The 13934-nt window shown below is 67.2% G+C and carries 12 protein-coding genes; 11 read left to right on the top strand and 1 reads right to left on the bottom strand.

Features of this window, described 5'->3' with window-relative positions; all coding sequences use genetic code 11:
* The 3 genes from QOD90_RS00530 to QOD90_RS00520 form a co-directional block, all read left to right on the top strand.
* Positions 1-1167: hypothetical protein (locus QOD90_RS00530; RefSeq protein ID WP_526345591.1), on the top strand; the 1167-nt coding region annotated here is incomplete at its 5' end.
* A gap of 65 nt (positions 1168-1232) precedes the next feature.
* Complete coding sequence (locus QOD90_RS00525; RefSeq protein ID WP_526345593.1) at positions 1233-1679, top strand: hypothetical protein; 447 nt, start codon at positions 1233-1235, stop codon at positions 1677-1679.
* Positions 1680-1779: 100 nt separating this feature from the next.
* Positions 1780-2187, top strand: coding sequence for a hypothetical protein (locus QOD90_RS00520; protein ID WP_526345589.1), 408 nt, complete (start codon positions 1780-1782; stop codon positions 2185-2187).
* 61 nt (positions 2188-2248) lie between these two features.
* On the opposite strand, the gene coaA is transcribed toward QOD90_RS00520, so the two are convergent.
* Complete coding sequence (gene coaA / locus QOD90_RS00515; RefSeq protein ID WP_526345587.1) at positions 2249-3187, bottom strand: type I pantothenate kinase; 939 nt, start codon at positions 3185-3187, stop codon at positions 2249-2251.
* Positions 3188-3217: 30 nt separating this feature from the next.
* Here coaA and QOD90_RS00510 point away from each other — a divergent pair, with 30 nt between their 5' ends.
* The 8 genes from QOD90_RS00510 to QOD90_RS00475 form a co-directional block, all read left to right on the top strand.
* Entirely contained in the window at positions 3218-4438 is a 1221-nt protein-coding gene (locus QOD90_RS00510; protein WP_526345585.1) for a DUF885 domain-containing protein, read from the top strand.
* Between the two features lie 101 nt (positions 4439-4539).
* Positions 4540-6003 (top strand): glycine hydroxymethyltransferase, encoded by a 1464-nt coding sequence (locus QOD90_RS00505; protein WP_526345583.1) that lies wholly within the window; start codon positions 4540-4542, stop codon positions 6001-6003.
* Between the two features lie 133 nt (positions 6004-6136).
* Positions 6137-6964: an acyl-ACP desaturase gene (locus QOD90_RS00500; protein ID WP_526345581.1), complete on the top strand. Its 828-nt coding sequence runs from the start codon at positions 6137-6139 to the stop codon at positions 6962-6964.
* Between the two features lie 206 nt (positions 6965-7170).
* On the top strand, positions 7171-8481 hold the full coding sequence (phoH2, locus tag QOD90_RS00495; protein ID WP_526345579.1) for an RNA 5'-3' helicase PhoH2: 1311 nt from the start codon (positions 7171-7173) through the stop codon (positions 8479-8481).
* 82 nt (positions 8482-8563) lie between these two features.
* Positions 8564-9457: a polysaccharide deacetylase family protein gene (locus tag QOD90_RS00490; protein WP_526345577.1), complete on the top strand. Its 894-nt coding sequence runs from the start codon at positions 8564-8566 to the stop codon at positions 9455-9457.
* Positions 9454-10686: a cation:proton antiporter gene (locus tag QOD90_RS00485; RefSeq protein WP_526345575.1), complete on the top strand. Its 1233-nt coding sequence runs from the start codon at positions 9454-9456 to the stop codon at positions 10684-10686. The genes QOD90_RS00490 and QOD90_RS00485 overlap by 4 nt, the downstream gene beginning before the upstream one ends.
* 62 nt (positions 10687-10748) lie before the next feature.
* On the top strand, positions 10749-13505 hold the full coding sequence (locus tag QOD90_RS00480; RefSeq protein ID WP_526345573.1) for a helix-turn-helix transcriptional regulator: 2757 nt from the start codon (positions 10749-10751) through the stop codon (positions 13503-13505).
* A 47-nt stretch (positions 13506-13552) separates the two neighbouring features.
* Positions 13553-13934, top strand: a 382-nt coding sequence (locus QOD90_RS00475; protein WP_526345571.1) for an FAD-binding protein, incomplete at its 3' end; no start/stop codon positions are given.

Genomic DNA, 13934 nt, shown 5'->3' with positions numbered 1-13934 from the left:
TACCTCGTCGTCGTGCCCGGGGTGGCGTGGGTCGCGGTGCTTCTGGAACTCTCGCGAGACAGCGATACGTGGCGCAGCAGGGCGGGCGAGCTGTTGATGGTCGCGGTCGTCGCCGCCCTCGCGCTGGCCGGTGCTGCGATGGCCGGGTCGGTCGACGGTCCGCTGCGCACCGGGCACTGGGTGATGTTCGCGGTGATCTCGCTGACGACCCTCGCGGCGATGGCCAAGGTGCTCACGGGTGGACGGCGGCCACGGTCGGTGGTTGGCAGCGCTGTCGTCGCCACGTTGTTCTTCGCGCTCGGAAACGCGATTCTGGTGATCCCGCTGGGCCTGGTGCCGAGCTGGCTGGCGTTGGCGTCCACCGGTTGCGACGTGCTGCTGCTCGGAGTCGCCGTCGCGCTGTGGGACGCGTTCGACGAGGGGCAGGCCTTGCGGGCCGACATGCTGCGGTCGTTCACCGGCAGCGTCGTGGTCGCCGTCCTCTTCGGTGGGCAGGTGCTCGTCGGCATGGCGGTCACCGATGAACACGCCGCGCTGTCGGTGCTGCTCTTCACCAGCCTCGCCATCGCGATCGGCATCAACGTGATGGCCGACCCGCTGGCCGGGGTGTTGGATCGGCTCGCGTTCTCGCGATCGCCGACCTTGCGCGCCGACCGCGCCACGCTGCGGCGCACCGAAGCCGCGTTGCCACTGCGTTCGGAGAACCCGCTCGACGGCGTCGGTGACGAGACGTTCGTCCGGTTGACGCGACGCGCGCTCGGCCACTACGGGGACCTGTCGAAACTCGTCGCCAGTCCGCTGACGGCGCTGCCGATCGTCGATGAACGGTTGGCCCGCCGCGGGGCGCCCGATCAGCCGCTGGAGCGGGCCAACGAACTGCGCGCGTTGCTCGCCGACCGCATCACGGCGCTGAAGCCACGCGACGGCGGTGAGTTCGGCATCACCGAGCAGTGGCGGCACTACAACTCGCTGTACTTTCCGTATGTCGTCGGGGTCCGGGCGTACGCGCAAAACGCGACGGCCGCCGGACTCGATCCGGTCGCCAAGCAGGCCTGGCAGTGGTTCGTCACCGAGGTACCGCAGCGTTCGCTGCACAACTGGCAGAACGCGGCCGCCCGCGTCATTGCCGCCGATCTACGTGGCACGCGGGTTTCCACGACGTCCTGACCTGCGGCTGGCAGTGATTGGCAGCGTTCGGCGTCGATTTGGCAGTGCCTCTGCGGGCATCGTCGATGGTGTTCAAACACCTCACCGTCGAGGAGCATCCCGTGACCGACACCATCACCATCCGTCCACTATCCGACAGTTCGGATTCGCTGCTGCGCTTCGCGATCCGAGCCGACGCCACCTTCTGCGGGGGCCTCGGTCTGCTCATTGCGATGGCCGCTGACCCCCTGTCCCGACTGTCGGGTCTGTCGGCTTCCTCGGAGTGGATCGCAGGCGCCGCGCTCGTCGTCTACGGCGTAGCCCTCTACCTGATGGCCGCGGCACCGTTCGTCCGGCGCATCGGCGTCGGCATCGTCGTCGCCAACGTGATGTTCGCGGTCGTCGCGCTCGCAGTCCTGGTGGCTGGTCTCCTGCCGCTCACGGGACTCGGCGTGGCCATGATGCTCGCCACCGTCGTCGCCACCCTCGGGGCGGCGTACCTGCAGTACCTCGGAGTGCGCCGGCTGGCGTGACTCCCTCCGAACCGGTGCGCGGCCGCCCGCCGCAAGAGGTTACGGCGTGCGGCCCGCACCGGCCTCTCCGCTCCACCCACCAAAATTGAAGGGAAGTTCCATGACCGCCATCACCGCTCCCGCGACCACCACCCGCGACTCCTTCCTGCGCTTCGCGCTCCGCCTCGACGCCGTCGGCAGCGGCCTGGTGGGCGTCGTGGGCCTCGCGATCGCTCCGCAGCTCGCCAAGTTGTCGGGCACCACCATCACCTTCGAGTACGCGGTCGGCGCATTGTTCGTCGCCTACAGCGTGGCCTTGCTCGTCTTGTCCCGGCGGCCGTCGGTGCGCCAGCTGGGCAGGGTGTGCGCCATCGGCAACCTCGTCTTCACCGCCGCAGCGGTGATCGTCGTGCTGGCCGGTGTCTTCCCGCTGACGACGGCGGGCGTCGTCGGTTTCCTGGGTAGTGCCGTCTTCACGCTGGCGATGGCCGATCTGCAGTACCTCGGCCTGCGCCGGATCCGCGCCTGATCCTCCGATTTCGGCGTGCTCGGCGGCGGTCTGCGCCGGTGAGCACGCCCAAATCGCAGAGCTAGAGCTTGCGGAGGCGGAGGCGGTTGATCGCGTGATCGGCGTCCTTGCGCAGCACCAGGGTGGCGCGCGGACGCGTCGGCAAGATGTTGTCGATCAGATTGGGCCGGTTTATCGAATGCCAGATGTCGCGGGCCGCGAACACCGCCTGCTCGTCGGTCAGCGTCGAGTAATGGTGAAAGTGCGACTGGGGGTCGGCGAACGCGCCGGCCCGCATCGCCAGGAATCGTGACACGTACCAGCCCTCGATGTCCTCGATGCGGGCGTCCACGTAGACCGAGAAGTCGAACAGATCGGACACCATCAGCGCCGGGCCGGTCTGCAGCACGTTGAGACCCTCGAGGATGAGGATGTCCGGATGCTTGATGGCCATCTGCTCGCCGGGGACGATGTCGTAGAGCAGATGCGAATACACCGGCGCGCACACCTGATCTGATCCCGACTTCACCGCCGTGACGAAGCGCATCAATCCGCGGCGGTCGTAACTCTCGGGAAAGCCCTTGCGATGCATCAGGTTTCGCCGCAACAGTTCGGCGTTCGGGTAGAGGAAGCCGTCGGTGGTAACCAGGTCGACGCGGGGGTGGTGTTCCCACCGGGCCAGCAGTGCCTGGAGCACGCGGGCGGTCGTGGACTTGCCGACGGCCACGCTGCCCGCCACCCCGATCACGAACGGCACCGGCCGGTCGGGGTTCTGCAGTGGCTCGCCGAGGAACTCGGCGGTCGTGGCGAAGAGGCGTTGGCGCGCGGCGACCTGGAGGTGGATCAACCGGGCCAGCGGCAGGTAGACCTCTTCGACCTCCAGCAGATCCAGTTGCTCACCGAGCCCGCGAAGACCCAGGAGCTCATTCTCGGTCAACTTCAGCGGAGTGGACATACGTAGCGAACGCCATTGACTCCGGTCGAACTCGACGTACGGACTTGGCTCGCTCGCCCGCGGCATGCGCCCAGTGTTGCATTTACGGTTGGGGGCATGGCTAACGGGATGGACTCAAGCACCGTGATTCGCGAGTACCTGCTCCTGGGTTTGCGGTTCGACCGTGTGGAGGAGGGTTACGTCGACTCGTTCACCGGCGATCCCGCGCTGCGTGCCGTCGTCGGGTCCGAGCCGCCGCCGGAGCCCGCCGACCTCGCCCGCCAGGCGCAGCGGTTGATCGCCGAACTGCCTGGCGCCGATGGCCTCGATGCCCAGCGGGCGGACTACGTCGCGGCGCACCTGCGGGCGCTGGCGTGTGCCGGGCGCAAGTTCGCGGGTGAGGACGTCGGCTTCGTGCAGGAGGTGCACGACTACTTCGACGTCGACATCGCCAAGGGCGATCCCGATACGTACCGCGAGGCGCACCGCAAGCTCGACGAGGCACTCGGCGGCAGCGGGGATCTCGCCGAGCGCATGCAGACCTACCGCAGCGGCGAGGAGATCCCACCGGAACGGCTCGAAGAATGCATCCACGCGTTCTCAAGCGCGCTGCGCGACAGGGTCCGTGCCGACTTCCCGCTGCCGGACTCCGAGACGATCGTCTACGAAATCGTCACCGACAAACCGTGGTCGGGCTTCAACTACTACGAGGGCGACTACCGCTCCACGGTCGCCGTCAACGCCGACCTCAAGCAGCAGATGTCTGGCCTGCCGCGGCTCGTCGCGCACGAGTCCTATCCCGGTCACCATACCGAGCACTGCCGCAAGGAATCAGGTCTCGTCGAAGGTCAGGGCCAGACCGAGCAGACGATCTTCCTGGTCAACACCCCGCAGTGTCTGATGGCCGAGGGCCTTGCCGACCTCGCCCTATACGCCGCGATCGGACCCGACTGGGGGGCATGGGCAACCGAGATCTACGCCGACCTCGGCCTGCGGTTCGACGGGGACCGCGCCGTGGCCGTCTCGCAGGCGGCGGCGGCCCTGGCCGACGTCCGCCAGGACGCCGCGCTGATGCTGCACGACGAGCACCGTGACGTCGACGACGTCGTCGCCTTCCTGCAGCGCTGGCAGCTGACCAGCGAAACGCGGGCCCGGCAATCGCTGCGATTCCTGTCCTCGCCGCTGTGGCGGGCTTACACCAGCACCTACGTCGAGGGCTACCGCCTGTTGCGCGGCTGGCTCGACGCGCGGCCGGCCGAGGTGACGCTCACCGAGCGATTCGGGAGGCTGCTCGACGAGCCGCTGGTGCCGTCGGCTTTGCGCTTGGACGTCGCGTGAGGTGGGCGTCTCGCGAGTTCGACGCCACGGTCGTGATGCGGCGGCGGCAACGACCGTGGTGTAGATATCGCGAGCCGAACAGCGGGGATTAGGCTTAGCCCATGACTGCCGACTCCGTGACCACACCTACTCCAGCGCTGGGCGCCGAGTACGCCGAGACCGCGAGCGCTGCCTACGCCGCCGCCCTGAAGGTCATCGAGTCCGTCGAACCGCGAATCGCCGCCGCCACGCGGAAAGAGCTTGCCGACCAACGTGATTCGCTCAAGCTGATCGCCAGCGAGAACTACGCGTCGCCCGCGGTGCTGCTGACGATGGGCACCTGGTTCTCGGACAAGTATGCCGAGGGCACCATCGGCCACCGCTTCTACGCGGGTTGTCAGAACGTCGACACCGTCGAGGCGCTCGCCGCGGAGCACGCCCGCGAACTGTTCGGGGCGCCCTATGCCTACGCTCAGCCGCACTCCGGCATCGACGCCAACCTCGTCGCCTACTGGGCGATCCTGCAGACCCGCATCGAGGCGCCGGGCCTCGCGGAGCTGGGCGCCAAGAACGTCAACGACCTGTCCGAGGCCGACTGGGAGGTGCTGCGCGCCAAGCTCGGCAACCAGCGCCTGATGGGCATGTCCCTTGACTCGGGCGGCCACCTCACCCACGGCTTCCGGCCCAACATCTCGGGCAAGATGTTCTACCAGCGCAGCTACGGCACGGACCCCGAGACCGGGTTGCTCGACTACGCCAAGGTCGCCGCGGCCGCCCGCGAGTTCAAGCCGCTGGTCCTCGTCGCCGGCTACTCGGCGTACCCACGCCGAGTGAACTTCGCCAAGATGCGCGAGATCGCCGATGAGGTCGGCGCAACGCTGATGGTCGACATGGCGCACTTCGCCGGCCTGGTGGCGGGCAAGGTGTTCACCGGCGACGAGGATCCGGTGCCCCACGCGCACGTCACCACCACCACGACGCACAAGTCGCTGCGCGGCCCGCGCGGCGGCCTGGTGCTGGCCACCGAGGAGTACTCGGCGGCCGTCGACAAGGGTTGCCCGATGGTGCTCGGCGGCCCGCTGTCGCACGTAATGGCGGCCAAGGCCGTCGCGCTAGCCGAGGCGCGTCAGCCGTCGTTCCAGGAATATGCGCAGCGCATCGCCGACAACGCCAAGGCGTTGGCCGACGGCTTCCTCAAGCGCGATGCCCGGCTGGTCACCGGCGGCACCGACAATCACATCGTGCTTCTCGACGTCACGTCGTTCGGGCTCACCGGACGCCAGGCCGAGTCGGCCCTGCTGGACGCCGGCGTCGTCACCAACCGCAACTCGATTCCGGCCGACCCCAACGGCGCCTGGTACTCGAGCGGCATCCGCTTCGGCACCCCGGCCCTGACCACGCGCGGATTCGGCGCGGACGACTTCGACCGCGTGGCCGAGTTGGTCGTGGACGTGCTGAAGAACACCCAGCCGGACGGTTCATCGAAGGCCAAGTACACCCTGGCCGACGGGACCGCCGAGCGCGTGCACGCCGCGTCCGCCGAGCTGCTGGCGGCTAACCCGCTGTACCCGGGGCTGACGCTCTAGCCGTCCCGCGATTTGTGTGTCCGCACCCGCGCTCACCGCGGCCGCAGACACACAAATCGCGGTGGGGCGGTCGGGCGGAGACACGCCGCACCCGGTTTTCAGGAACGTGTGTCCACGGGTTACAGTTAGTTTCATGGCAGACAAGCCGGTAGCCAACGCGTTGACCCTGGAGCTCCACCCAGTCGTCGAGGAGAACCTGTCGCGGCACGTCGCGACGGAGGAACTCTGGTACGCGCACGACTTCGTGCCCTTCGACCAGGGCGAGAACTTCGCCTTCCTCGGCGGCAAGGACTGGGATGCGTCGTCGGTGACGCTGCCCAAGCCCGTCACCGACGCGCTGGAGATCCTGCTCATCGTCAAGGACAACCTGGCCGGATACCACCGCGAACTCGTCGAGCACTTCATCCTCGACGACAAGTGGGGGCGCTGGCTGGGTAGGTGGACCGCCGAGGAGCACCTGCACGCCGTCGCGCTGCGCAACTACCTGGTGGTGACGCGGGAGATCGATCCCAGCGCCAACGAGGACGTGCGCGTCGAGCACGTGATGAAGGGCTACCGCGCCGATACGTTGAGCCAGATCGAGACACTGGTCTTCATGGCGTTCCTGGAACGCGCCCACGCCGTGTTCAGCCGCAACCTGCAGGCCCAGATCGCCGAACCGACTTTGAAGGCCATGGTCGGTCGGATCGCCAAGGACGAGGAGCGCCACGAGGAGTTCTTCGCCAACCTCGTCGCGCACTGTCTGACCACGCAGCGCGACGAGACGATCGCCGCGATCGCCAGCCGGGCCGCCGCCTTCGAACCCGTCGGTGCGGACATCGACGCCTATCGCGACAAGGTGCGCGTCGTTGCCGACGCCGGGATCTTCGACGACGCCGCACTGCGGAAGGTCCTCGCCGATCGCATCGCCGACTGGGGTGTCGCGGACGCTCCAGCACTTGCGGAGTTCGTGTCCCAGTAGTTAACCGAGTGGTCACATTTCGGCCTCGGCGCGCCTGCGCGGCGCAAACCTCGCCACGGGGGTAGCGTCCATCTCGATGGCCGACATGCTCTGCTATCCGGGCGGTATCCGTCGTTTCGACGAAGACGGGACCGGCCCCGGTCCTGGTACCGCGGTATTCCGCCGAGGGAGTTTCGTGCGGTGCCGCACGGACCTAGGAGCGCCACGTGACTGATCCTGTTCGGACTTATGTGCTCGACACCTCCGTGCTGCTGTCCGATCCTTGGGCGTGCAACCGGTTCGCCGAGCACGAGGTGGTCGTCCCGCTCGTGGTCATCAGCGAACTGGAAGCCAAACGTCACCACCACGAGTTGGGGTGGTTCGCGCGGCAGGCGCTGCGGATGTTCGATGACCTGCGACTCGAACACGGGCGACTCGATCAGCCGATTCCCATTGGCACCCAAGGCGGTACGCTCCAGATCGAGCTGAACCACAGCGATCCCACGGTGCTTCCCGCCGGGTTCCGCACCGGCACCAACGACGCGCGGATCCTCACCTGTGCCGCCAACCTCGCTGCCGAGGGCAAGCTCGTCACCCTGGTCAGCAAGGACATCCCGCTGCGCGTCAAGGCGGGCGCGGTGGGCCTGCCCGCCGACGAATACCATGCTCAAGACGTCGTCACGTCCGGCTGGACCGGCATGGCTGAGGTCGACGTCACCGCCGAAGAGATCGGCACGCTGTTCGCCGACGGCGAGATGGATCTCGAGGAGGCTCGAAACCTTCCCTGCCACACGGGTGTTCGACTGCTGGGGGGCAACTCCCACGCGTTGGGCCGGGTGAACGCCGAGAAGCGGGTGCAGCTGGTCCGTGGTGACCGCGAAGTGTTCGGCCTCCGGGGAAGGTCAGCCGAACAACGCGTCGCCCTCGATTTGCTGCTCGACGAATCGGTCGGCATCGTCTCGCTCGGAGGCAAGGCCGGCACCGGCAAGTCGGCGCTGGCACTCTGCGCAGGTCTCGAGGCGGTGCTGGAGCGCCGGACGCAGCGCAAGGTCGTCGTCTTCCGCCCGCTGTATGCCGTCGGCGGCCAGGATCTCGGCTACCTGCCTGGCAGCGAGAGCGAGAAGATGGGCCCGTGGGCGCAAGCCGTCTTCGACACCCTCGAGGGGCTCGCGAGTCCTGCCGTCCTGGACGAGGTGCACGCGCGCGGCATGCTCGAGGTGCTCCCGCTGACCCACATCCGCGGCCGCTCGCTGCACGATTCGTTCGTGATCGTCGACGAGGCGCAGTCGCTGGAGCGCAACGTCCTGCTGACCGTGCTGTCGCGGCTCGGTGCGGGCTCGCGCGTGGTGCTCACCCACGACGTTGCGCAGCGTGACAACCTGCGGGTGGGACGGCACGACGGTGTCGCGGCGGTCATCGAGAAGCTGAAGGGGCATCCGCTGTTCGCCCACATCACGCTGTTGCGTAGCGAGCGGTCGCCGATCGCGGCGCTCGTCACCGAGATGCTCGAGGAGTTCAGCCCGGGCGCTCTGCCCTGATCCGGACGGCGGTTTCGGCGTGCCGACCGGCGCTCACCGCCGGGGATCACGCCGAAACCGCACGGGTCGGTAGGCTGCCACCGTGCGTAAGCGGCCCGACTCGTCGTCATGGACGTACTGGCGCGTGGTCATCGGCGTCTGTGCCGGCGTCGCAATCGTGGTGATCGGCGGTCTCACCGGGCACGTGCGGATCACCACCCCGGCAGAAGCCCAGGAAGAGGTCGACTGCTCGGTGGTGAAGTGCATCGCGCTGACGTTCGATGACGGCCCGAGCCCCTACACCGACCGGTTGCTGCAGATCCTCAAGGACAACAACGCCAAGGCGACCTTCTTCGAGATCGGCAACAAAGTTGCCGCCAACCCCGATGGCGCCAAGCGCGTCGTCGATGCAGGCATGGAGCTCGGCAACCACACCTGGGAACACCCCAACATGACAACGATTCCGCCCGAGGACATCCCCGCCCAGTTCAGCAAGGCCAGCGACGCGATCGAGGCGGCGACCGGCCAGCGCCCCAAGCTGGTGCGCACGGCAGGCGGCTTGATCAACGATCAGGTGTTGGCCGAGGCCAAGAAGCAGGGGCTCGCCGACATCAACTGGGACGTCATCCCGTTCGACTGGGCCAACGACGCCAATACGGGTGCCACCCGCTTCATGCTGATGACGCAGATCAAGCCGAATTCGGTGGTGCTGTTCCACGACACCTACTCGTCGACGGTCGACCTGGTGCAGCAGTTCATCCCGGTGCTCAAGGCCAACGGATACCACATGGTGACCGTCACGCAGATGATCGGCGAGCGGGCTCCAGGCACCAGCTACGGCAGCCGCGACAACGGCGCACCCGTCAACGACCTGCTCGACATCCCGCCGGGCGAGATCCCGTCGCTGCCCAACACGCCGTCGCCCGCGCCGATGCCCAACATCCCGATCACCGACATCCCTGGCGCCAACTCCGGTGGCTCCAACAACGGCGCTTGACGTTGCACACCAACACCGCAATCGTCCTGACGGTCCTGGTGTTGGGGTATGCCATGGTCTCGGGGCTGGTGAAGCGGTGGTATCTGGCTCCGGCCCTGATCTTCGTATTGGCCGGCATCGTGTTCGGGCCGTTCGTCCTCGACGTGATCGACGTCGGGACCGGCACCGCGAGCTTCACCGTCATCGCCCAGCTGGCACTGACCGTCATCTTGTTCAATCAGGCGGTGCAGCTGGATCTTTCGACGATGTTCCGCCGTCGTGAGGTGACCTTCCGGCTGCTGGTGATCGGCATTCCGATCGCGCTCGTGCTCGGCACGGTGACCGCACTGCTGGTGCTGCCGGTGATGCCGCTGTGGGAGGCGGTGTGCCTGGCCGCGATCGTCGCCCCGACCGAGGTCGCACTCATCGACGCGCTCCTCGAGGACGAGAAGGTTCCGGAACGCATCCGACACGCGCTGTCGACCGAGAGCGGCTTCTACGACGGCTTCGCGCTGGCGGCCCTGCTCGCGGCGCTGGCCCTGGCGTCGGACCGCACCGATCCCGATGCCGGCCGGTGGACCGTGTTCATCCTGCGCACGGAAGTGGTGTCGGTCGTGGTCGGCCTCGCCATCGGCGCCGTCGGCGGGGTGGTGATGGCTCGTTCGCAGAAGCGTGAATGGATGAGTGCCACCTGGGCGCAACTGGCCACTCTCGCCGTGGCGCTGGTGTGCTTTCAAACGGGGGAGGGGTTGCACGGCAGCGGCTTCGTGGCTGCGTTCGCAGGCGGACTCGCGTTCGCCTTTGCCGCAAAGCACTTCGACGTGACGCCGGACATGCAGGTGTCCGAGGCGGCCGGTCAACTGCTGGAGTTGGTGGTGTTCGCGATGTTCGGCAGTTACGCGGTCGTCATCGGCTGGCGCGACGCGGGCTGGCGGGTGGTGCTGTTCGCCGTGCTGGCGCTGTTCGCGGTCCGGGTGCTGGCGGTGGGTGCGGCGCTGTTGCGCAGTGACCTGGCGCTGCGCGAACGGGCGTTCATCGGCTGGTTCGGGCCGCGCGGGATCGGCACGTTGGTGCTTGGCCTGCTCGTCGTCGAGCGCGGCACCATCGAGCAGGAGTCGCTGATCATCCAAGTGGTTGCCGTGACGGTGTCGCTGAGCCTGGTGGCGCACAGCCTCACCGCGTGGCCGGGGATCAAGTGGTTGGGTGCGGCGCCGGATGCGGCGCCATTGGCGGCGTTGGCCGACGAGTAAGACAGGCACTGGTGGGAACGGTTGTCGTGGACTTGTTCTGTGATTGCTGAGATTCTTTGCTCATGCCAGTCCCCGCCGTGAGCCGTACTGCGGAGTCGGGAGCGGTCAGCGACTTTCTCGAATCGGCGAGCGCGGGTCCGTCGGCGTTGGTGATCGAGGGTGAGGCGGGGATCGGCAAGACCACGTTGTGGTTGAGCGCGTTGACGTTGGCTCGGGAGCGGGGGGTGCGGGTGATGGTCGCCCGCGCGGTGGCCGCCGAGTCGGTGCTGGCGTATGCCTCGTTGGCCGATCTGCTCACTGGAGTGGACCCGAATGTGTTGGCGGGACTGCCGGATCCGCAGCGACTGGCGGTGGATCGGATCCTCCGGGCCGACGCCGATGGGCCTGCATCCGACCAGCGAGCGTTGGCGGCTGGTTTTCTCGCGATCATCGAGGCTCTCGCCGAGGCGGGCCCAGTGCTGCTGGCGCTCGACGATCTGCAGTGGCTCGACCCCTCCAGCGCCTCCGTCGTCGCGTTTGCAGTGCGTCGGCTATCGAAGAGTGTTGGGTTGCTTGCCACTGTCCGCACCGAGGTGGGCGTCGACAGTCCCGTCTCATGGCTGCAGATGCCGCGCCCCGACGACCTGCGGCGGATAGTCGTGCCTCCGCTGACAATGGGCGGCTTGCAAATCGCCGTCTCGGAACGACTCGGGCGATCCTTTCCGCGGCCGACGATGGTGCGGATCCACGACGTGTCAGGTGGCAATCCTTTCTATGCCCTCGAGTTGGCACGGGCTATTGATCGAAGTCCCGATGACGTCGAGGCCGAATTACCTGGCACGCTAGCCGAATTGGTGCAGGCGCGGATCGGAAGCCTCGGCACCGAGGTTCACGAGGTACTGCTCGCTGCGGCGTGCGCGGCGGCACCCACCGTCGAACTGGTCGCCGAGGCCACCGATCGCAACGCGATCGACGCGGCCGGCTTGCTTGAACCTGCGGAAGCCAACGGCATCATCGCGATCGTCGGCCATCGGATCCGATTTGCCCACCCATTGTTAGCCCGGGGTGTGTACAGCGGCGCGAGTTTGGCCCGGCGCCGAGCGATGCATCGACGACTGGCCGGGGTCGTCGACGAAGCCGAGCTACGGGCCCGGCACCTGGCATTGGCTGCCACCACCGGTGACCCGGACACGTTGCGTGCGCTCGACGTTGCCGCCGAGATGGCGCGTCGACGCGGCGCGCCCGCGGCCGCCGCCGAGTTAATCGAGCTGGCGCGGGGATTGGGCGGCGACACTCCTGAGCGCCGACTTCGCTCGGCGCAGCATTCTCGCGCCGCCGGCGACTCGCCGCGAGCGGTATCGATCCTCGAGGAGACCATCGAGGGGATGAAGCCAGGCACTTTGCGTGCGGGGGCGCTGAGGCTGCTCGGTTCCGCACACGTGTTCCACGAGGGTCAGATCGAAGCCGCCAAGTGTTATGAACGCGCACTGACCGAGGTCGGCGAGAACCTCGCGCTGAGGGTGCGGACGTTGAACGACCTCGGAGTCACTTTGACGAACGCGGCGCGATTCGACGACGCCCAGCGCGTCCTGGACCAAGCCGTCTCAGACGCCATCCGCCTGGGTCATCCCAATCTGTTGGGCCGGACGCTCAGCGCGAGCATCGAGGTGCGGATGCTGCGGGGTGAGGGCTACGACGAAGCTGGTATGCGACGTGCGCTAGATCTAGAAGACCGTGACGCTGACACCTCCGCGTTCCTCTCGCCGCGGTTTCAACACGCGTTGATGTTGTCCTGGATCGGAGAATTCGATCAGGCTCGGGCGGAGATGGCGGCTGTCCGCAGACGCTGTGCTGAACGCGGCGAAGAGAACGAATTGGCTTGCATCTCGCTGTGGGGCGTCCAGCTCGAGGTATGGCGGAGCGATTTCCCCGCTGCTGCCGCGCTCGCCGAGGACTCTCATGAACGGGGTCTGCTAGTGGGCGGAGACGAAATGTTCGGCCTCTCCCGGATCAATCAGTGTGCGGTTGCCGCGTACGCAGGCCGAGTCGATGACGCCCGCAGCTGTGGCGTCGATGGGATCGCCGCGACCCGGCGACACGGCGGGCTCGCCGTCACGACGTGGGGAGTGACGTGCATTGGCTTTCTGGAGGTGTCGTTGGGCAATCACGAGGCGGCACTGGCGACCTTGGAACCTCTCATCCTGGCGCAAGGCGGCGCGCCCAACGCGACCGAAATCTACGTCGCCGGGTTCGTGCCCGACGCGGTCGAATCCCTTGTTGCGCTGGGGCGGCTGGACGATGCCGAGCCGTTGATCGAGCGACTCGAACGCAACGGTGCCCGCGTCGGCCGCCCATGGATGTTGGCCATGGGAGCGCGCGGGCGGGCCATGCTGCTGGCCGCGAAGGGTGATCTCCGTGCGGCCAGTGTCGCGGCGCGACAGGCGATGGTCGAACACGACCGGCTGCTGATGCCCTTCGAGCGGGCCCGAACACAGCTCCTGGTTGGTCAACTTCAGCGTCGGCAACGCCAAAAAGAACTTGCCGCAGCTACTTTGGGTGAGGCATTACAGACCTTCGAGACACTTGGCACGCCGCTGTGGGCGGAGCGGGGCCGGGCCGAATTGGCCCGCGTCAACGTTGCCGTCGGTGGGGGGGAGTTGACGCCGTCGGAGCAGCGGGTAGCCGAACTCGCTGCGTCAGGCATGACCAACCGCGACGTCGCCGCGACGATGTTCATCAGCCCCAAGACCGTCGAAGCCAACCTCTCGCGGATCTACCAAAAGCTCAACATCCGGTCCCGTGCCGAGCTCGGTAAGCGAATGGCGCAAACCGACGGATAGGGAAACACCCGATTCCTCAGGGGTCCTGGCTCCATAGCGTCGGGGTCATGAACAGTGATTTTGACGTCATCGTCATCGGCTCAGGCTTCGGCGGTTCGGTCTCGGCCCTACGGCTGACGGAGAAGGGCTATCGCGTCGGCGTGCTCGAGCAGGGCGCGCGCTGGCGACCGGAGGACTACCCGCCGAACACCTGGCATCTCCGCAAGTGGCTATGGCGCCCACGCCTTGGGCTGATCGGCCCCCAGCAGCTCACCGTCTTGAAGAACACCTTCATCATGTCCGCCGTCGGCGTCGGCGGCGGATCGCTGATCTACGGCAACACGCTCTACGAGCCGCTCGACCAGTTCTTCAATGACCCGCAGTGGGCAGCGATCACCGACTGGAAGGCCGAGTTGGCTCCGTTTTACGACCAGGCCAAGCGCATGCTCG

This window comes from Mycobacterium sp., assembly GCF_032161845.1.
Lineage (GTDB): Bacteria > Actinomycetota > Actinomycetes > Mycobacteriales > Mycobacteriaceae > Mycobacterium.
Note: the sequence above shows the minus strand (reverse complement) of the source record. Positions and strands in the feature narration are given on the sequence as shown.

What these genes read in the sequence shown, in the direction of transcription:
- QOD90_RS00480 (WP_526345573.1), top strand. Translation starts at nt 10,749, where the DNA reads ATGCCAGTCCCCGCCGTGAGCCGTACTGCGGAGTCGGGAGCGGTCAGC.
- QOD90_RS00525 (WP_526345593.1), top strand. Translation starts at nt 1,233, where the DNA reads ATGGTGTTCAAACACCTCACCGTCGAGGAGCATCCCGTGACCGACACC.
- coaA (WP_526345587.1), bottom strand. Translation starts at nt 3,187, where the DNA reads ATGCCGCGGGCGAGCGAGCCAAGTCCGTACGTCGAGTTCGACCGGAGT.
- QOD90_RS00520 (WP_526345589.1), top strand. Translation starts at nt 1,780, where the DNA reads ATGACCGCCATCACCGCTCCCGCGACCACCACCCGCGACTCCTTCCTG.
- QOD90_RS00505 (WP_526345583.1), top strand. Translation starts at nt 4,540, where the DNA reads ATGACTGCCGACTCCGTGACCACACCTACTCCAGCGCTGGGCGCCGAG.
- QOD90_RS00510 (WP_526345585.1), top strand. Translation starts at nt 3,218, where the DNA reads ATGGCTAACGGGATGGACTCAAGCACCGTGATTCGCGAGTACCTGCTC.
- QOD90_RS00500 (WP_526345581.1), top strand. Translation starts at nt 6,137, where the DNA reads ATGGCAGACAAGCCGGTAGCCAACGCGTTGACCCTGGAGCTCCACCCA.